The organism is Xenorhabdus innexi, from assembly GCF_002632485.1.
Classification (GTDB): Bacteria; Pseudomonadota; Gammaproteobacteria; order Enterobacterales; family Enterobacteriaceae; genus Xenorhabdus; species Xenorhabdus innexi.
Genome location: NZ_NIBU01000058.1, coordinates 1 through 22378, shown reverse-complemented (window position 1 = coordinate 22378; position 22378 = coordinate 1). Strand labels below are relative to the sequence as shown.

The following is a 22378-nucleotide window of genomic DNA, read 5'->3' as shown; positions in this document are numbered from 1 at the left end:
CTCAGAGTTGGAGATAAATCTCGTGGCAAATCGATTAAATAAACGTCCTCGAAAAACGCGAGGTTATCAAACACCGAATGAGTTATTTAAAGGCATACCGACTCGTTTACTTCGTTCATAACGGTGTTGCACTTATTATGTGAATGCAAGGCTCTTTTTTAATTTCATTCTTTAATGTTTCAAACAGACAGATTATTTTCATGTGAGACAGTTTTAGATAATTACTTATATTAAGAGTCGATAATTTATAAAGAAATAAAAAATTTAACTCATGAAAGATGATTGTTTTCTGTTTGATCATTTATCAATTTTGATATGGACTTTATATTATTAAATCATTAAAAAACCTTCACGCTTTATGATTATTTTGATAACTAAGTCAAACAATAAACTTGGTGGATTCGAATGATGGCATGTTAAGATGAGTCTGGATTACATCCTCATAGGAAAATGATGGCTATCATAAGTATCTGAACGATGATTTCAATGTAAAAAAGGAAAACAGTGAAAATGTTTTATTTTTCATTTCAGATGATATCTGACTTACATTTTTTATCAAAAGTTATATTAAAAATAACACCATCCATTCACTCCCGTAAAAACAACTAAAATCACTCACAGAGTAATTCTTTATATAAAAAGATTAATGTGAGTAAATTAAAAATGACTTAAACATTGAAATATCATTAAGAAACATTTTCGCGTGGTTATCATACATTATTATGATCTCACTTTGTGAGAAAAGAAAAAATATTTCCATCCTGAGCAAGAAACAACATAAAAAACCATTGGAAACTAACTATATGAAAAATGCTGCACAAATTATCAATGAAGCTTTAAATCAAGGAATTACTTTGTTTGTTAGTGATAATAAACTGAAGTATGAAACAAACCGTGACAGTATTCCACCGGAACTGTTCAGTGAATGGAAACAACATAAACAAGAATTAATTGATTTTTTGACTCAGCTTGAATCAGAAGAAGACGCGAGCATACATCAATTACAGGATATTCCACGTTATGAACGCGCTGATCATTATCCATTATCATTTGCCCAACAGCGCTTGTGGCTGATTGATCAGCTGACTGAAGGCAGTCCTCAGTATAACTGTTCGGGTGACTTAAGATTGCGTGAGCCGATTAATCTCAACATGTTTGAAGCTGCTGTAGGAACACTGCTTGAACGCCATGAAGCATTACGTACCCATTTTAAAATTATTGATAACGAACCTCGTCAGATTATTGCCACCTCTTATGACTTACCTGTTAAATACCATGATTTATCTGCACTTTCAGAATCAGAGAAAAAACGTCAACTGAAGAAATTTAATGAAGAAGAGTGGAATACGGCGGTTAATCTCAGTACTGACCTGATGCTACGTATTCAATTGCTGAAACTGGCAGAAGATGATTATTTCATTTTTTATACGATTCATCATATTGCCTGTGATGGATGGTCAATGGCGATATTCTTCAATGAGCTTCTTACCTTATATCGGGCTTATTGCCGGGGTGAAAGTAACCCTCTGCCACCATTAAAAGTCCAATATACTGATTATGCACAGTGGCAACGGGAATGGTTGCAAGGCGATATTCTGGAGAAACAATTAGATTATTGGCAGAATCAACTATCAGGCGCCTCTCCAATTCACCGCTTACCACTGGATAACCCACGTCCAACGCAACAGAATTTTGAAGGTTTGTTACATCCTCAGCGTATTTCAAAGACTCTGACACAAGAAATAAGAGCATTATGCGCTAAGCATGAAGTGACGTTATTTATGTTTATGGAAACGGCGTTTGCTGTATTACTGAGCCGTTACAGTAATGAAAAAGATATTCTGGTCGGGATGCCGGTTGCGGGAAGAAGACATCGTGATATTGAGCCTCTGATTGGTTTCTTCGTTAACTCTATGGTTATCAGAACCGATTTATCCGGTCAGCCTACTTTTAGTCAACTGTTAAAACAAAACAGTCGTACCATTCTGGATGCTTATGCTCATCAGGATCTGCCCTTTGAGATGCTGGTAGAAAAACTAAGTCCAGAGAGGCAACTAAATCATAATTCTATCTTCCAGATTATGTTTGCAGTACAGAATAACCAACGCGATACAACGCTGGAGCAGGATAATCTCATTGAAGCTGAAAAACATTCACTGTTGACAACCCGATTTGATTTGGAAGTTCACATATATGAAGAAAAATATGACGGTGAGTTATCTATTCAGTGGATCGCGGATACAAGCTTATTCAATATTGCCACCATTGACAGACTCTTGACCAATTATGAAACCCTGTTGACTAACATTGTTAATGTGATGAAGCAGCATACAGGTAACAGCGAACCTTCTGTCCATGACATTCCGTTATTAACCGATGCGGAGCAAAATATCTTGCTGCATAAATGGAATGGGCCACAAATTTCTTTCCCGACCGGGAAATGTTTCCATGAAATCTTCGAAGATCAGGTTGCACAATATGCAGAAAAACCTGCGTTGATTTTTGGTGATAACTCTCTGAGCTATCAAGCATTGAATGAACAGGCTAACCAGTTAGCACATTATCTGTTGGCACAAGGGATCAAGCCGGATACGTTAGTTGCGCTTTGCATGCCAAGGTCATTACAGGCTGTTGTGGCGTTGTTAGGGATTCTTAAGGCGGGCGGGGCTTATGTACCATTAGATCCCAGTTATCCGCAGGCTCGTCTCCAATATATGCTGGAGCATAGTGAGGTAGAATTTATCCTGACGGAGACTCATCTGGTGGAAAAACTGCCAATCAGTCAGCAGCAAGTCATTTGTCTGGATACTGATATTGTGCAATCTCAGCTACAACACATGCCAGTGGATAACATTACCGAACGTCCATTCCCGCTCACGGAAAATCATCTGGCTTATGTGATTTATACTTCCGGCTCTACCGGCAAACCGAAAGGGGTCATGGGAGAACATAAAGGATGGGTCAATCTGGCATTCTCACAGGCCGCTTTATTTGGCGCTGATTCGCATATTCGTGTATTGCAGTTTGCCTCCTGGAGTTTTGATGCCATGACCTTAGAGATGTCTATGTCATTGGCTTATGGCGCAACACTGTATCTGATCTCAGAAACTCAGCGCCGTTCCCCGGAATTGTTAGATGAGGCTGTTGAAAAATACCAGATAACCCATGCAGTTCTACCACCAGCTCTGATCCCTCAATTGAGTTTTAACAAATGGGAATCTGTCTCAACGTTGCTTCTGGCGGGTGAAGCCGTATCACCACAGATTGCCGTCCACTGGTCTCAGAACAGAAAACTGTTTAACGTCTATGGTCCGACAGAATGTACCTCCATTGTCACCACGGCTGTATTAACTGATGAGAAGGTCACGATTGGAAAACCCTTGCCAAATGTTGTGATGCGTATTCTCAACTCGGAAGGTCATCTGGCTCCGATAGGAGTTATTGGAGAACTGCATATCGGGGGTGTTCAGTTAGCTCGTGGCTACCGGAATTCACCGGAAATAACGGAAAGGCAATTTATCCGTGATCCATTCAGCCCACATTCAGCGGAAGGGCGGGAAAACAGGCTTTACCGTACCGGCGATTTAGTGCGCTGGACATCGGATGGTCAGTTGGAATTCATCGGCCGTGTTGATTCTCAGGTCAAGATCCGCAGTTATCGTATTGAATTGGGTGAAATAGAAACAGTTCTGGCAGAGCATAGTGCTTTAAATAGTGCGGTTGTGCTCGCTTATGGTCAGGATGAAGATAAAAAACTTATTGCATATGTCTGCCCGAGTGCAGAGTGGTTAGGTGAAAAAGCCGCTGAATTTAACGCCAGTAGTGTTAATAACTGGACAGAAATTTTTGATGAGCAGTACCGCCAGCCCACGGCAGATAATTCACAGAAAGAAGAGCGTATTCAAAAAGAAAGTAGCGGCGATATTCTGACACCAGAAAGTGATTTCAGTGGCTGGATGAACAGCTATACAGAGCAGCCGATTGCCCTTGAACAAATGGAGGAGTGGTTAGCGGGAATTATGCAACGGGTTAATGCCCTGAATCCTCATCGCTTATTAGAGATTGGCTGTGGTTCAGGGCTGTTGCTGTATCGCTATGCTGAACAGTGTGAATCAGTAGTGGCTACTGATATTTCGGATGAAGTGTTACATCGGCACCAACATACTTTGCAACAACGTGGCTGGTCACATATACAACTCAGAAGAGGGGATGCTCTCAATTCTGGAACATTGTACGCAGATGAATTTGATACTGTCGTGATTAACTCGGTCATTCAGTATTTCCCTAATGTTCAGTATCTGGAAAAAATGTTTGAGCAGTTGTTACCAGCAATTACAGCGGGAGGAAAAATTCTGCTGGGCGATATCCGCAATTTAGATCTGTTAACCGCCCATGTTACAGCAATAGAGCAAAGCCGTCTTAACGGGCAGCGTATTCAGGTCGAAATGCTGAAGAACCGCATTCAGCGACGTTTACAACAAGAACCGGAGTTTTTACTCAGCCCGACTTATTTTGCCCGATTACCAGAGCGTTACCCTGAAATAGGCCGGGTGGATATTCTGGTCAAACGTGGTATCGGCGATAATGAAATGCTGCGTTATCGCTATGACGTAATATTACATAAAAGAGATGATAAGGCTGAATCTCACCACGAGCATTCAATAAGTTGGCATGATTTTGATGCTTTTGAAAATCTGAAAAGTAGACTGGAGGCGGGAACAGAAGAGATATTTGGTGTTTCAGGTATTCCCAATGCCAGAGTTAAAGATGATTTTGCTTTGGCTGAAGGGCTGCGTTACTGGTCAGCCAACCTGCTAATAACACCGCCGGAAAATGCCAGCAGTATCTCACCTCAGGCATTAGCACAGCTTCAGGAGTTCGAATCTTTACTGCAATATGCTGAACAGTGTGGTTATCAGTGCGGCGTGACGTGGTCACAGCAGCAACCTGATTTACTGGATGTTATTTTCAGCCGGAGTAAGTTACCGCCCGTACAGGCACGTTCCGGCTACAATCAAACCCATTTAGTTAACTACCCGCAAATTTCAGCCATCAGTGGTGAACTTTCAGAATTACTTGAATCAGCATTAAAGCAGCAATTACCCGAATATATGGTTCCCGGTCTTTATATTCCACTGGAACGAATGCCTCTTACTTTAAACAATAAAGTGGATAAAAAAGCGCTGCCTATCCCAAATGAAGACGATTTACGCCGTCAAAGCTATGTTGCCCCAAGAAATGAAATAGAAATTAAAATCAGTAAGTTATGGAATAAATTACTGAATGTCAGCCAGATCGGCATTTACGATAATTTCTTTGCATTGGGTGGACATTCCCTTCAGGCCACTCGTCTTATTAGTTCAATACGCAACGAATTGGCGATAGAAGTGCCATTGAGGAGTGTTTTTGAACATCCAACACTTGAGCAGTTATCACAAATTGTCACCGTCCATCTTATCAAAGAAAAAAGAAAACATTTTCAGGCCGGGCAAGAGACAGCACAAGCGCTATTAAAGGGTGATATATGAAAGATGCAGCACAAATTGTCAATGAGGCTTTAGATCAGGGAATAACACTGTTCGTGGCTGAGGATCGTTTGCAATACGAAACCCGCCTCAGCAATATTCCGGCAGACTTAATCAGTGAATGGAAACAGCATAAACAAGAGTTGATTGATTTTCTGAACCAGCTCGATTCATCAGAAGAGCAGGTGAGTACCCATCAACTACAGGGTATTCCACGTTATGAACGGGCTGAGCACTATCCACTATCATTTGCTCAACAGCGTTTGTGGTTTATTGATCAACTGGATGGCGGTAGTCCTCAGTATAACTGTATGTGGGACCACCGAATACAGGAGTCCATTAACATACAGGCATTTGAAGCGGCTGTTAATACATTACTGGAACGTCATGAAGTGTTACGCACGCATTTTAAAATTATCGATAATGAACCACGTCAATTCATTGTTACTGAATACAATTTACCGATCACACATCATGATTTATCTGCATTGTCTGAAACGGAACAAGCTGTTCAGGTAAAACAATTCAGTAAGAAAGATGAGAATCTGGCTTTTAACCTCGGTACAGATTTGATGCTGCGCATTCGGTTACTGAAACTGGCAGAAGATGACTACATCATTATCTATACGATACACCATATCGCCTTTGATGGTTGGTCGGTTGCAATATTCCTTCATGAACTTTTCACCTTGTATAAGGCTTATTGTCAGGATAAGCCAAATCCTCTGCCACCGCTGAAAGTTCAGTATAGTGACTACGCCCAATGGCAACAGGAGTGGCTACAAGGTGATTTGCTGAACAAACAACTGGCATACTGGCGGGATCAGTTAGCCGGAATTTCCCCCGTCCATCGTGTGCCGTTGGATTATCCTCGCCCCGAACAACAAAATATTGAAGGATGTTTCCATATACAACATATTTCCCCACATCTGACTCAGGCAATCAGGGGGCTGTGCACGAAACATAACGTGACATTATTTATGTTCCTGGAAACGGCGTTTGCTGTATTGCTGAGCCGTTACAGTAATGAAAAAGATATCGTGATTGGAACAGGGTTGGCAGGGAGAAGACATCATGATATCGAGCAGTTGATTGGTTTTTTTGTCAATTCACTGGCTATCAGGACAGATTTATCCGGTCAGCCTACTTTCAGTCAACTGCTACAACAAAACAGCCGTACCATTCTGGATGCCTATGAACATCAGGATTTGCCATTTGAATTAGTAGTAGAAAAACTCAGCCCGGAACGAAGCGTAAATTATAACCCTATATTTCAGATTATCTTTGCCGTACAGAACAACCAACATGATATAACGCTGGAACAGGATAATGTTGCGGACTTTGCAAGTGAATTGCTGAAAACCACTCGTTTTGATTTAGAAGTTCATGTTTATGAAGAAAAAAAGTCAGGCGGATTATCTGTAGTATGGGTTTCAGATACAAGTCTGTTTAACAGTAGCACCATTGAAAGATTGATTGCCAATTACGAAACTCTGCTTTCAGGCATTGTTAAGGGAATGACAAGTGCTTCAGTGAGTAAAGAACCTTCCGTTCATGAGTTGCCGATTCTGGCTGAAGCGGAAAAACACACTTTATTGCATGAATGGAATGGTCGGCAGGAACATGGCTTACAAGGATACTGTTTCCATGAACTGTTTGAAGAGCAGGTGGCAAAAAATCCTGAAAAAACCGCGCTGGTTTTTGGTGACAGCACGTTAAGTTATCAAGCCCTGAATGAACAGGCCAATCAGTTAGCCCGTTATCTGCTTGAACAGGGTATTCAATCTGAAACCCTTATCGCTCTCTGTCTTCCCCGTTCTTTACAGGCTGTAGTGGCATTACTGGGGGTTCTGAAAGCAGGGGCAGCCTATGTGCCGCTAGATCCCGCTTACCCGCAAGCCCGCCTGCAATACATGCTGGAACACAGTAAGGCTATGTTCATTCTGACCGAGACCCATCTGGTTGAAAAGCTACCTATCAATGAACAAACTGTCAGTAAACAAAAGGTGGTATGTCTGGACACCGCCGCTATTCAGTCATATCTGCAAACATTACCTGCAGAAAATATCATCGATCGACCGTTTGTTCTGACAGAAAATAATCTGGCCTACATTATTTACACTTCAGGTTCGACAGGAAAACCCAAAGGCGTAATGCTGGAGCACAAAGGCTGGGTCAATCTGGCATACGCACAGGCGGCTGCATTTGACATCAACGAACATACCCGAGGTTTGCAATTTGCCTCCTGGAGTTTTGATGCCATTGCCTTTGAACTGGCTATGACGCTGGCACAAGGGGCAACATCCTATTTACTCACTGAATCCGAACAACGTTCACCGGAATTACTGAGTGCACTGGTTGAAAAACATCAATTAACACTGGCTGTTCTCCCGCCCGTTTTATTACCCCAGTTGACACAAGAAAAATGGCAGTCAGTGAGCACTCTGATTGTTGCCGGGGAAGCTATTTCAGCCAGTATTGCGGCACAGTGGCGACAAGGAAGGCAATTATTTAATGCCTATGGCCCGACAGAAACCACGGTTTGCGTGTCGATGGCAGAATTAGTGAGTGAGAAAATCACTATAGGAAAACCATTAACCAATTTAACGATCCGTATTCTGGATAATAACGGCAATATTGTGCCGATTGGGGTCACAGGGGAGTTATGTGTTGGTGGTGCGCAGTTGGCGCGAGGGTATTTACACGATCCTGAGATGACTGCAAGGAAATTTATCATTGATCCGACAGATGACACACAATCTCAACGTTTATACAGGACGGGTGATTTAGTCCGCTGGTTATCCGATGGCAATATGGAGTTTATCGGCCGTCTGGATTCTCAGGTCAAAATCCGAGGACACAGGATAGAGCTGGGAGAAATCGAAGCGGTTCTGGCAGCCAATGAGATTGTGAGTCAGGCGGCGGTAAATATCTATGGACATGATAGTGAAAATCAAAAGCTCATTGCTTATATCAGCCCCGCAACGGAATGGTTAGGTGAAAAAGTAACAGCATTTAATCAGCATTATCTTGAAAACTGGAAAAATATCTTTGATGGGCAATATACACCGCAAGATGTTGCTCATGAAAATGAGAATAACAGCATAGATTCAGACAGTGATTTCAGTGGCTGGATGAATAGCTATACCGGACAGCCCATCACACTGGATCAGATGGAAGAATGGCGTGCCGTTACTATGCAGCGGATTGAATCTCTGCATCCCCGGCGCTTACTGGAAATTGGTTGTGGAACCGGTGTTCTGTTATACCGTTATGCTGCTAAATGTGAATCCGTGTTGGCTACCGATATTTCAGCGGAAGTGTTAGCCCGGCATGAAAAACTATTGCAACAACGCGGCTGGTCGCACGTAAAACTAAGAAGGGGGGATGCCCTGAATCTGGGCGCAATCACGCCTGAACAGTTTGATACCGTTGTGATTAACTCTGTTGTGCAGTATTTCCCTAATGTTCAGTATCTGGAGAAGGTGTTTGCTCAGTTACTCCCGCTTCTTGAGGCAGGAGGGAAAATCCTGCTGGGTGATATCCGCAATTTAGATCTGCTGACTGAGCATGCTACTGCGATTGAACAAAGCCAGTTGAACGGTCAGCGTATTGAAGTCAGCACATTGGCAAACCGTATTCAGCGACGATTACAACAAGAGCCGGAATTTCTGCTTAGCCCGACTTACTTTGCCCGATTACCAGAGCGTTATCCTGAAATAGGCCGCGTGGACATTTTAGTCAAACGTGGTATCGGCGATAATGAAATGCTGCGTTATCGCTATGATGTCATCCTTTATAAGAAAAATGAGCATACAGTATCTTGTGATGGCTCATCTTTCCCTTGGTATGATTTTTCCACGCTGGGAGATCTGCGTAATTTATTACAGGCGGGGGCAGATCAGACATTCGGCGTTTCAGCTATACCTAATGCCCGTGTCAAAGATGACTTTGAATTAGCGGAAGGGCTACGCCATTGGCCTGCCAGTCAGATGATATCTCCATCAGAATACGCTGGTGGCTTTTCTCCGCAGACAACAGAGCAAATTCAGGCATTAGAGTCTTTACTTCTTTATGCTGAACAGAGTGGCTACCAGTGCGGTGTGACGTGGTCACAACAGCGGGCTGATTTGCTGGATATTATTTTCAGTCGTAGTGAATTGCCACCTGTTCAGGCCCAGGCGCATTATAGCCAAACCTATTTGGCAAATTATCCGCAACTCTCTGCAATTGGAGCCGAACTTTCAGATCTGCTTGAAGCCAACCTGAAAAAACAGCTACCTGAATATATGGTTCCCGGTCTTTATATCCCGCTCGAGAAAATGCCACTGACGCTGAACAATAAAGTGGATAAAAAAGCATTACCAATCCCGAATGAAAGTGATTATCACCGGCAGGACTATGTGGCACCTAGAGACGAAGTAGAACAGAAAATCAGCCAATTATGGCAGAGTCTGCTGAATGTCAATCAGGTAGGGATTTATGACAATTTCTTCTTGCTGGGAGGGCATTCACTTCAGGCAACCCGCTTGATCAGCTCGATACGCAATGAGTTAAACGTCAGAATCCCGCTAAGAAGTATTTTTGAATATCCAACACTTGAGCAGCTATCACAGCTTGTCACAGTCCATCTTGTAAAAGAAAGCAGAAAACATTTTCAAACTGGGAAAGCAACTACACAGGAAATTCTGAAAGGTGATATATGAAAAGTGCTGTGCAAATTATAAATGAGGCTTTAAGTCAGGGGATTACTCTGTTTGTTGCGGATAACCGATTACAATATGAAACGCACCGTGACAGTATTCCATCGGAGTTGCTCAGTGAATGGAAACTTTACAAACAAGAGTTGATTAATTTCCTGAATCAAGTGAATTCAGAAGAAGAACATGGCGCTCATTGGTTGCAGGATATTCCGCGTGATGGTCACGCGGAACATTACCCGCTTTCATTTGCTCAACAACGTTTATGGTTTATTGATCAGCTGAATGGAGGAAGTCCTCAGTACAACTGTACAGGGGATTTCAGGCTGCGGGAACCGATGAACATCAAGGCATTTGAAGCCGCGATTAAAGCATTACTTGAACGTCATGAAGTGTTACGCACCCATTTTACAATCATCGATAATGAACCACGTCAGCTCATTGTTACTGAATACGATTTACCGATCACATATCATGATTTATCTGCACTTGCTGCAACTGAGAGAAATAATCAGGTAAAACAACTCGGTAAGGCAGAAGGAAAACAAATTTTTAACTTACACACGGATCTGATGCTGCGTGTCCGGTTAATAAAATTGGCGGAAGATGATTACACGATTTTGTATACAATCCACCACATCGCTTGCGATGGTTGGTCAATACCTATCTTTTTCAGCGAACTCCTTACGCTATACAGGGCTTACTGCCAAGGCGAAGAAAACCCACTGTCACCGCTGAAAATTCAGTATACCGATTATGCCCGTTGGCAGCGGAACTGGTTGCAGGGTGACACTCTGAATAAACAGCAAATTTATTGGCAGAATCAATTAGCCGGTATTTCACCACTTCACCGTGTACCTCTTGATAACCCTCGACCAGAAAAACAAAATTTCGAAGGGCGGCTTCACACTCAGCGTATTTCAGTCAATCTTACTGAGAAAATCAGGACATTATGTGCCAAACATAAAGTAACACTCTTTATGTTTCTGGAAACCGCATTTGCGGTCTTATTGAGTCGCTACAGTAATGAAAAGGATATTCTGGTTGGAACGGCCATTGCTGGCAGGCAACATCCTGATATTGAACCTTTAATCGGCTTTTTTGTGAACTCATTGGTGATCAGAACAGATTTATCCGGTCAGCCGACGTTCAGTGAATTATTAAAACAAAACAGCCGTACCATTTTAGATGCCTATGAACATCAGGATCTGCCATTTGAAATGTTAGTGGAAAGCATCCGCCCGGAGCGGAATCTGAATCATAATCCCATCTTCCAAATTCTGTTTGTTGTACAAAACAACCAGCAGGAAACAACGTTGGAACAGGGCAATGTTATTACATTTGAAAAAAATGCGTTTATGGCAACGCGGTTTGATTTGGAAGTTCATGTTTGTGAAGAAGAAAATGAGTTATCCATATTATGGACTGCTGATACCAGCCTGTTCAACAGCGCGACTATCGAGAGATTAATTGCTAACTACACAACATTGCTGACCAGCATTGTTGAAGCTATGAACACGCATTCCGTAAATAAAGAAATGTCTGTTCATAAGCTCCCATTAGTAGCTCCCGATGAAGAGTATACCTTACTGTATGGATTCAATGATCTTCAGCAGAATGCACCCCAGGAAAATTATCTACAGGCGTGTTGTTTCCATGAATTATTTGAAGAACAGGCGGCAAAAAATCCTGAAAAAACCGCGCTGGTTTTTGGTGATGAGGCTTTAAGTTATCAATCCGTTAACGCACAGGCCAATCAGTTGGCGCACTATTTGATTGAGCAGGGTATTCAACCAGATGTTCTGGTTGCCATCTGTCTTCCCCGATCATTACAGGCGGTAATTACTCTGCTGGGAATTCTCAAAGCGGGTGGCGCTTATGTGCCACTTGATGCCAGTTATCCGCAAGCCCGTCTGCAATATATGCTGGAACACAGTGGAGCCGAATTTATTCTGACTGAAACATCATTGGTGGGTAAATTACCCATTAGCCAGCAATGTGTTATCTGTCTGGATACCGAGACGGTACAATCCTGTATACAAAGTTTGCCCATTGATAATATTGTTCATCGTCCGATACCGCTGACCGAAAATCATCTGGCTTATGTGATTTATACTTCCGGCTCTACCGGTCGACCGAAAGGGGCGATGCTGGAGCATAAAGGCTGGGTTAATCTGGCAAAGGCTCAGGCCTCGTTATTTGGTGCCGATGCTGATATTCGTGGATTACAGTTTGCTTCATGGAGTTTCGATGCCGCCGTGTTGGAAATGGCAATGACTCTGGCTTATGGCGCGACACTGTATCTGATTTCAGAAAAACATCGTCGTTTGCCTGAATGGTTGGATGAACTGGTTGAAAAAAATAATATTACCCATGCTGTACTCCCTCCGGCATTGTTACCTCATCTGGATTTCAACAAATGGCGTACCGTTTCAACCTTGCTATTAGCAGGGGAAGCGGTGGCGCCGCATATTGTGGAACAGTGGTCGCAAGGCAGAAAACTGTTTAACGTTTATGGCCCGACTGAGTGTACTTCGATTGTCACCAGTGCCTTGTTGACGGTGGATAAGCGAGTAACGATTGGAAAACCATTGCCAAATACTGTGATGCGTATCCTGAATTCTGAGGGCGATCTGGTGCCGCTTGGTGCTGTCGGGGAATTGCATATCGGTGGTATTCAATTGGCGCGGGGTTACCGGAATGCACCGGAGCTGACCGAAAAACAATTTATCCGCGATCCATTTAGTACCGATCCGACAGACCGCCTTTACCGGACGGGTGACTTAGTCCGCTGGACGCCGGAAGGCGAGTTGGAATTTATTGGCCGATTGGATTCACAGATTAAAATTCGCAGCCACCGCATTGAATTAGCAGAAATTGAAGCGGTTTTGGCGGGGCAGGAGATTTTAAGTAATGCTGTTGTCATTGTTGATAGGCAAGATAGTGAGGACAAAAAACTCATTGCTTATGTTTGCCCGGGCAGTGACTGGCTGGCAGAGAAAGCGGCTGCTTTTAATGTAGATTACCTTGAAAGCTGGACAGAAATTTTTGATAACCAATATCGTCAGGAACTAACGGAAAATATTACGGCAGATGTCATTGACAAGAGTGAAGATGACAGTGATTTTAGTGGCTGGATGAACAGTTACACTGAACAGCCGATTGCCTTGGAGCAAATGGAAGAGTGGCGAGCGGGAACCATGCAGCGTATTAACTCTCTGCAACCCCGGCGCTTACTGGAAATTGGCTGTGGATCTGGCTTATTACTGTATCGCTATGCTGAACAGTGTGAATCAGTATTAGCTACTGACATTTCAGCAGAAATATTGGCACGTCACCGGAGAATTTTGCAACAGCGTGGCTGGTCACATGTAGAACTAAGAAGGGGGGATGCTCTGAATCTGGGCACAATCATGCCTGATCAGTTCGATACTGTTGTAATTAACTCTGTTGTGCAATATTTCCCTAATATCCAATATCTGGAAAAGGTCATTACACAGTTATTACCTATGGTTGAAGCCGGAGGGAAAATCCTTCTGGGTGATATACGTAACTTAGACTTGTTAACTGCACATGTCACTGCGGTTGAAAAAAATCGTCTGAATGGACAGCATATTTCTGCCGGTACGTTGGCAAATCGTATTCAACGGCGTTTACAGCAAGAAAAAGAGTTTTTACTCAGCCCAACCTATTTTGTTCAGTTGCCGACACGTTACCCTGAAATTAGCCGGGTGGATATTTTGGTTAAACGAGGTATTGGCGACAATGAAATGCTGCGATACCGCTATGAAGTTATCTTGTACAAATGCGGGAAAAACACAGAATTGTGTTGCGATTCATCGATAAATTGGTGTGATTTTAATTCCCTGAAAGCGCTTCGTAATATGTTAGAAACTGGTGAATTCGAGACATTTGGTGTCTCAGGTGTTCCTAATGCCCGAATCAAAGATGATTTTGATTTAGCTGAAGGATTACGTCATTGGTCTTCTAATCAAATTGTTTTCCCATCAGAAAATGCCGGTGGTTTCTCTCCGGAAGCCGCAGAGCAGGTTGCTGCTCTCGAATCTTTACTTCAGTATGCAGAGCAGTGTGGCTACCAATGTGAGCTTACATGGTCACAGCAACAACCTGATTTACTCGATGTTATTTTCAGCAAGGGGGAATTACCTCAAATACAGTCGCGTTCAGATTATAATCAGACTCATTTGGCTAATTATCCACAACTTCCCGCCATTGGCGGAGAACTGGCAGAGTTACTGGGTGCCGCACTGGAAAAACAATTACCTGATTATATGATACCCAGTCTTTATATCCCATTGGAGCGCATTCCGCTGAATTTAAATAATAAAGTGGATAAAAAGGCGTTACCTGTTCCAGACGAAAGTGACTTACATCGCCAGATGTATATCGCACCGAGAGATGCAATTGAAGAAAAACTCTGTGAGCTATGGCAAAAACATCTAAAAATCAAACAAATTAGTGTTTATGACCATTTCTTTTCACTTGGTGGTCACTCACTTCTGGCGGTAAAAATAGCTGCGTCAATAAGAAATACGTTAGCCAATAATTTCAGTATGCATCAATTGTTTGCAAATCCGACGATTGCACAGATTGCAAGTGTGATTCGTAATAGCCAGAAACAAGAAATAGCTGAACCGGAAATAACACCTAATATTTTTGAAAAGAAAATACCCATTTCTCATAGTCAAAAAACATATTGGTATCTTGTTCAGGAAGGATTATTGGAGGACTGTTTTCATATACCGCTTACCTTGCTTATGGAAGGAGAACTGGATAAAAGTGCGTTAGAAAGAAGTTTAAATACTATTTTGGAGCGACAGGACAGTTTGCGGTTTAATTTTTTCAAAGAAAATGATCTGGTTTTCATGCGGCCTGATAACAATATGAAAATCAATCTGCAAATTATCGAATCGTTACCAATAGGATTAGAAATAGGAACAGATCGAGAGCAAATAATTACCTTAATTAACAGGCTCTGGGATGAGAAGTTAAGAACACCCTTTGATGTTTACAATGGCCCGCTAATCAGAACATTCTTATTATCTGTTTCGGAGAAAATCACATTATTGTTTATTGATATGCATCATATTGTTTCCGACGGATGGTCTGTGAATATCCTTATGAAGGAGTTTAAAGCGTTATATACGGCTTATTCTCAAGGGCAGGAAAACCCATTGCCGCCAGTTGCTATGAAATATTCTGGTTATGTTTATGATTTACAAAAAATTCATACCGATGAATTGGTTAAGAAACAGATTCAATTCTGGAAGGAGCAATTTTCTGAAGTCAGTACAGAGCGGGAATTCCCCGTCCCTTTCAGAAAACATTTGAAGACAAAATATCGTTCTCAAGCTCGTAGCATCAAAGTACCTGATTTACTAAACAAAGTAGCTTTACATTATTGTGAAACACATAAAATCACACCTTATATGTTATTTATGGCGTTATTCCATACCTGTCTTTTTATGCATTCCGGCGAATCACAACATATTGTTGCTTCACTAAAAGCTGACCGTGGCCGCATAGAAAACCATCAAACTATAGGGTTGTTTTTAAACGACTTGGTAGTCAAATCAACCATAAATAAAGAGATGACTCTTCAGGAAATCATTAAGCAGGTTAGTCAGTTTATTCATCAAGTCATAGAGTATTCAAATATCCAGATGTCAGTTGTAATTGATGCTGTGGGAGAAAAAGCAAGAGATAATGTATTTAATGTTCTCTTTAACTATTCAGATGCAAAAAATATGTATGACTTCGTTGACATATCTAAAGATGAAAAATTATTATCCCTGCAAAATATTGATATGGAATTTATCGACCCGGTAATAATTCCTTTCGAATCACTTGGAATGAATTTTTTATATACTCCGCAATACATCAGGTGCGATCTAAACTATAACCCGGAGCTGTATACAGAAGGAACTATTGAGAATTTAGCTATCTATTATGAACGACTACTAAATGTCATTGTAACTGGTCAGGAGAAAGAGTGTATCAGTCAGTTTTATAGATAAAATTCTGTGCGAGTGATTGAGAACGAGTTGGCTTCAGGGATGAAGCCAATTTTGCTATGTGTTCGAAAATTAGTACAATTATCGCTTTCGTGCGGCACAGAGAAGATTAGATAAGATCATGAGTAGATTGGATTATAAGTTTGAGCAAAATAAAATACCGGCATTTGCCCTGTTTTTACTGGCTTTAATGACTGCTAATTAGAGTGAGAGAGGTTTCAATACCATATTAATGAAATTATCCCGCAGGCAATCCTTAATCTCTGGACTCCAGGCAATTCCTACCTGCCATCGAGTATATACCCCTTCCAGAGTCACGAGCTTAACACCAGAGGGTAAAATATGACTGACTCCGGCTGGCAGCAGAGCAACACCACTTCCGGCAGCAATCAGAGCCAGTAAAGTCTGAATATCATCGGCTACAGATAACGTTCTGGCGCTAAGCTTATTTTCTCTGAGAAAACCGGTTACCTGTGTTGATAGCCCTTGCCCCCGAAGGGGAGAAATCTGGAGAAGTTGATACCTATCTAGTACATCCTGAATATTTATTGGTTCCACATGCAGTGAATCATTTACAGCAAGAACCAGTCTTTCTTCCATCAAGGGTTCAGCCTTCAGTTTCTCTGGTACTGGTAACCGCACAAATCCGGCCTGAAGTTGCCCTTCAAGTAACATTCGGTATTGCACATCGGAAGGCATATCGTTCAGGGAGACTTCAACATCAGCATACATCTTGTGGAAAGTCGTTACTTTGGAGGGAGCAAGCTGAAATGCTGACACACCAAAACCCAGCACCAGTTTACCTGTGTTTCCTTTCCGTACACGGCTCACAAACTCTCGAAAATCATCATGTTGCTTTAGTAATTCAGAGGCTCTGGAGAAGAGTAACTGTCCGGCGGTTGTTAGTCTGGCACCCTGACGACCACGTTTAAATAACGTAAATCCGACAAGATGTTCCAGTGTCTGAATTTGCTTTGTCAGAGCTGGTTGTGTCAGGCAAAGGACTTCCGCCGCAGAGCGATATTGTTCTTGTCTGGCCAGAATGACGAACGCACGTAAAAGTTTTATATCCATTCCAGTTAGTTATCAAATTCGGAAAAATTGTGATTATACAGTGTCCTGTCTGTCTGATGAAATACCCATCAATTTCTATCTGAGGAGAAGTTGAGGAGAAATGTTATGAAACAAAGTATTCAGGTTGCCACAGTTCAGTTTTGCCATCGTGCGAGTGACAAGCAGTATAATTTATCAATTATGGAGGCGTTTATTCATCAGGCTGGGGAGCAGGGCGTTAAAATACTGGTTTTCCCTGAAATGTGTATTACCGGTTACTGGCATATCCCTGATCTTACGGGTAAAGATGTCGTAGCGCTGGCTGAACAGATTGACGAAAGCCCATCACTGGCTCGTATCATTTTACTGGCAAAAAAGTATGGAATGGCGATAGGAGCAGGATTGATTGAACAGGGAAAAGATAAAAAAATTTATAATGCGTATGCGGTATGTATGCCCGATGGTCAGATCCATGTTCATCGCAAACTTCACGCATTTGAGCATCCTGACATTGCTAATGGAGATAGCTTTACTGTATTTGATACTCCGTGGGGAGTCAGGGTGGGGATTCTTATCTGTTGGGATAACAACTTAGTTGAAAACGTACGCGCAACGGCGCTGCTTGGTGCTGACATTCTGATGGCTCCACATCAGACGGGAGGCACTAACTCCCGCAGCCCTTACGGAATGAAACCGATCCCTGTCAGACTTTGGGAAAACAGATACAGCAATCCAGATGCTCTGGAGGCTGCATTTCGTGGTGATAACGGGCGTGGCTGGCTAATGCGCTGGTTACCTGCACGGGCGCATGATAATGGTTTGTTTATCTTGTTCAGCAATGGTGTTGGATTGGATAACGGAGAAATCCGCACAGGTAATGCTATGGTTATTGATCCTTATGGCCGTGTTATTGAAGAAACTGTTTCTTTTGAGAACATAATGATAAGTGCCAGTCTTGATCTGAGTCTGCTGACCATGTCGACAGGAAGACGATGGATACATGGACGCAGGCCTGAGCTGTATCGTATTTTGTCTGAGCCTCAGGGTTATGAACGTGATGCACGGAGTGCAAGGTTCTCGATGAATATTCCTTCATTTGAAAAAAATAAAATGTAATAGAATCTTATTTTCAATATGCATATTGACCTAATTTTCAGCGGAAAAAGAAGCCATACGTTTGAATGGCTTTTTCAAGTTCCATACCCATATACTTTGAATAAAAAAGAGTTGGGGATAACGTGAAACAGCTAAACTGGCTGCCCAAACTTAAGTAAATTTCCACTTGGATCAATTAGGTGGAACTCCAACATTCCCCATTGCGTTTCCGCAAGCGGAGAGACTTTAGTCTGTGCTTGTAGTTCTTGAAACACACTTTGGATATCTTTTACGAAAATATAGCAAGAAGTGTTCTCTGCAATGTATTCATCGTTACATGCCCAAAAATGGAGTTCAGTTTCCCCTCTGCTAATTATCGCATATTCATTAGGAACAAAATTGTCGCAATGGAACCCAAGTTTATTTGTGTAAAAGTCAATTAATTCATCTAAATCTAATGCAGCCAATACAGGGACAGCCTCCCAATCGCTCATACATTTTCCCTTTTATATAATTTTTAAACGTTCATACAGGATTGTCTGATAAATCACTGTACGTTACTCTCATTTTTATATGACAAAACTCACAATCTAGAATTTTTCCTCTGTTTTTTTGCACTAAACTTTAAATTCCTTTTCAAAATGATAGGAGTATTCCTTACTCAGGATACCGAACAGGGTAAGTAAGTGAAAATGAGACTCCAGAGGTTTTAGTTAAAACTCAGTAACCCGCCAACAATAACGAAGCAAAAATAAGCGTTGGTTATGATTTTCATGACCAATTCTTTATGATCGCAACATTGAATAATTAGCCGAGTAGCAAACGCAAGTAATAGTTTTATATTTATTTCAGTTAGTTATAAAACTTGGAAGAATTGTGAGTCCTAAATAGTTTGTCATAATGGTGAGACTCTGATATTTCTCATTTCTTTCCAAGTTGTTAACGAAGCCCTTTTCAAAAAAATTTTCACATTACGAATAAGTTGCCACATAAATTGGCAACAATGATTGCGTGTCACCGTTTCATGAAGTGATTGCCATAATTTCTGAGTAAAAACACAAAAAAGGCCAGACTCCAACGAGAATCGATATAGCCAAACTGCTGAGGAGCGTGCTCTAAAAAATAATAGAAGAGAGGCAGATAACGGGCTAAATGCCACCGAATATGACGCCCCGCGGGTAAGCATTGCAAGCCTGCCCATCCTTGTTCTCTAAACTTTTTCAGCCAGCGCCAGACAGAAGATTCAGCGCAACAAAGTATCCCAGCGACTTGAGGAACAGAATGTGTTTTGCACAGTAGAAGTATCCCCATGATCCGGCGTGCATAATTTTTATCAGGTGTTTTTTGAACGATTTTTTTTCATCTGCCGCCGTTCATTTCGGGAGGTGGGTGGTATGATAAGCATGACTCGATCCTTTTTCTGTGATTTTGCGTTTTGGGAACAAAAATTTCGCAAATTTAGGATCGAGTTTCTTTGATACTCTTACCATTTTGACAAGCTATTTAGCACATCGTTCTAAATTTGTAGTCATTTTATAAACCTCACTTATTAAAAAATTAGGAAGGTAATTGTTTTACAGCTCTAATCAATTGGAAATTTCTAATCCACTTCAAAACATTACAACCATCCACTAAGGTCGGTTTGTTGATGACAAAATGAAAAATATCCAATTCAGCATAAATATGTTTTTCCACTATCAATTCAAAACCAATATAACTAGAAAATATTTATTTAAATATTATGCTATTTAAAGTTATTCATTAATGCTTCTTCTAAACGAGTTGCTATGTTTGTTGATGAATAACCAGAAGGTGAACTAAATATAACTTTATCGTTTTTTATATGAATGAAATTTTCATCATTAGCATCTTCAGCTCTTAAGGTATGCATCTTAAATCCTTCCGTTTTTTCTTCATTTAAAAACGGATCTGCTATTGATTTGGTTATAGCCGCTGCCGCTGCAACTAAACCTGCTGCAGTTTTTGATACCGGATCTGGACCTACAACTGCGAATAGTGATGCAAAAGCAGTTATACCATCTAATATTTTAGGTCCATTAACACTCAGTACATCAATAATATCTCTATAATTATTAGGGCAAGTTATGTAAACAGTACCATCTGCTGTTACCCATGTTACCATCCACCAATCAACCCCTGTAGTACCAAAACCTGTATTATATTTTACATCCATAGGCGCGGTACACATACCAGTTTGATATTCACCTTCAACGCTGTAATTAGTTTTATATTCTTTAATATCACTATATTTATGAACAACATCAATGCTTAATATTTCGTTATCGGAATCATTGCAAATATTAATTTTTGCTTCTTGTGGAGTTATCATTATATTTTATCCTTATATAATATTTTTTGGTGTTTTTTATGTTTATATATCACCAAAGGGTGATCTAACATAAAAAATTAAAATTTATATTTTAAGGCCACAATGTAAAATGTGGCCTTATGTTTAAAAACAAATTATTTATTATCTACAGGGTTTAATATTAAGTGATTGTTGAATTTAGAGTAACCTATTACCTCTCCTTTACTATCATATATAGTAAAGAATCCATAATAATTTTCTTCACCTACTTTTTTATCAAGAACCATTACTCTACTAGACCAAAAGTTTTCTTTTATTTCTTTAGTCTCAATGTTATCTGTATTACTATCAGATAATATATACGGTAACTTTATAGTTCTAACAGTCAATTTAGGATCAGACATAACTTGTGGGTTTTTCTTTTCACGCTCATATTTATATAGCAAGGCTGAATAGCTATCTTGATAATTAGGCAAATTAATAATACTCCAATTAATTACATCTCCTCTTTTTACATCATCGAGCATTAATGTTATGCCTTTCTTGTCCAAGAGTTCATTTTTCCCCTGATCAATCAATAAAATATGAATAAAATCTTCGCTAATCATGGCCGGAGATTTTTTAGTTCCGGAATATTCATTTTTTGATATGATGCCTTCAATATCGAGTACAATAAATAAGTTAAAGTCGCTCATTATGACACCCTTTTAATTTATTAGTAAGTTGATGAATGTTGATATATTTTACAACTAAAAACTTATTAATATAATATATAAAAAAACCAAAATTAAAACATCAAAAAAAACATCCTCATTATTAAAAAATTAATCAATATTTAATTATCAGTAATGGATTATTTATTTTGATGAGAAATCGATAATATATGCTCGTCGTAATTGAAGATGCTTTATTTATTACTCCCACTAAATAGTTTGTCATAGTGGTGAGACTCTTATCTTTCTCATTTCTCTCCAAGTTGTTAACGAAGCTCTTTTCAGAAAAATTTTCACATTACGAATAAGCTGCCACATAAATTGACAACAATGATTGCGTGTTACCGTTTCATGGAGTGATTGCCATAACCGTTTTATTTTGTTTAACCAAGGCGAATAGACTGGAAGAAAGAGCAGCGTCACGGTGGGATTATTCAACAGCCATGCTCTGACTTTCTTACTTTTATGGATGCCGTAGTTATCTAAAATCACGCTCAGCGTTTCTGCATAACGATATGCGCGTTTTAATGCTTCTAACATATTGATAAATAAATCTGAGTTTTTTCTTGTGTAACCTGTAGGCACGATTTTGCCTGTTTGGGCATCAAGACAACCGGCAAAGTAATATTTTTGATTTTGACCCGGTGTCACAATCCGTTTCTGCTGACCTTTAAAGTACCATTCAGCGCCAATTTTAGGGTTAAAATCAATATCGACTTCATCTTCATAAACAACGGGGTGTTTCTCTGAAGCCCGTGAAAGCGCCTCAGCAATACGCGCCATTTTTTCGTCATATTCGGGATCCGGTTGTTTTAATGTGGGCGCTGCCCGCCGCCAGACAATGCCTTGTTTGCAGAAGTAACGGTAAAGTGTGCTGATGGAAAGGGTAATATGCAGATATTTTCTGAGTAAAAACACAAAAAACGAA

Annotated in this window: 10 protein-coding genes and 1 pseudogene; 5 read left to right on the top strand and 6 right to left on the bottom strand. The window is 40.7% G+C overall.

All coding sequences use genetic code 11. From position 1 onward, the window contains the following. The 4 genes and pseudogenes from Xinn_RS16660 to Xinn_RS16645 all read left to right on the top strand — a co-directional run. Positions 1-121: pseudogene (locus Xinn_RS16660) on the top strand (IS30 family transposase); the annotation flags it as partial. A gap of 682 nt (positions 122-803) precedes the next feature. Next, complete coding sequence (locus tag Xinn_RS16655; protein ID WP_086956407.1) at positions 804-5528, top strand: non-ribosomal peptide synthetase; 4725 nt, start codon at positions 804-806, stop codon at positions 5526-5528. Next, the gene (locus tag Xinn_RS16650) at positions 5525-10231 is read left to right on the top strand and encodes a non-ribosomal peptide synthetase (RefSeq protein WP_086953091.1); all 4707 of its coding nucleotides are present in this window, start codon (positions 5525-5527) and stop codon (positions 10229-10231) included. Before Xinn_RS16655 ends, Xinn_RS16650 begins: the two co-directional genes overlap by 4 nt. After that, positions 10228-16263: a non-ribosomal peptide synthetase gene (locus Xinn_RS16645; protein ID WP_086953092.1), complete on the top strand. Its 6036-nt coding sequence runs from the start codon at positions 10228-10230 to the stop codon at positions 16261-16263. Before Xinn_RS16650 ends, Xinn_RS16645 begins: the two co-directional genes overlap by 4 nt. 198 nt (positions 16264-16461) lie before the next feature. Here Xinn_RS16645 and Xinn_RS16640 read toward each other — a convergent pair whose 3' ends face one another. Next, complete coding sequence (locus Xinn_RS16640; RefSeq protein ID WP_086953093.1) at positions 16462-17334, bottom strand: LysR family transcriptional regulator; 873 nt, start codon at positions 17332-17334, stop codon at positions 16462-16464. Between the two features lie 105 nt (positions 17335-17439). Here Xinn_RS16640 and Xinn_RS16635 point away from each other — a divergent pair, with 105 nt between their 5' ends. After that, positions 17440-18429 carry a nitrilase family protein gene (locus Xinn_RS16635; RefSeq protein WP_086953094.1) on the top strand — a complete coding sequence of 330 codons (990 nt, stop codon included), beginning with the start codon at positions 17440-17442 and terminating at the stop codon, positions 18427-18429. A gap of 131 nt (positions 18430-18560) precedes the next feature. Here Xinn_RS16635 and Xinn_RS16630 read toward each other — a convergent pair whose 3' ends face one another. The 5 genes from Xinn_RS16630 to Xinn_RS16610 all read right to left on the bottom strand — a co-directional run. After that, entirely contained in the window at positions 18561-18902 is a 342-nt protein-coding gene (locus Xinn_RS16630; protein WP_086953095.1) for a bleomycin resistance protein, read from the bottom strand. A gap of 520 nt (positions 18903-19422) precedes the next feature. Next, positions 19423-19719 carry a helix-turn-helix domain-containing protein gene (locus Xinn_RS23490; protein ID WP_099137698.1) on the bottom strand — a complete coding sequence of 99 codons (297 nt, stop codon included), beginning with the start codon at positions 19717-19719 and terminating at the stop codon, positions 19423-19425. A 433-nt stretch (positions 19720-20152) separates the two neighbouring features. Beyond that, positions 20153-20758, bottom strand: coding sequence for a hypothetical protein (locus Xinn_RS16620; protein WP_099137697.1), 606 nt, complete (start codon positions 20756-20758; stop codon positions 20153-20155). A 134-nt stretch (positions 20759-20892) separates the two neighbouring features. Next, a complete protein-coding gene (locus Xinn_RS16615; RefSeq protein ID WP_086953097.1) occupies positions 20893-21432 on the bottom strand; it encodes an AidA/PixA family protein in 540 nt (179 codons plus the stop codon). Positions 21433-21672: 240 nt separating this feature from the next. Beyond that, positions 21673-22378, bottom strand: a 706-nt coding sequence (locus Xinn_RS16610) for an IS630 family transposase (protein ID WP_099137696.1), incomplete at its 5' end; no start/stop codon positions are given.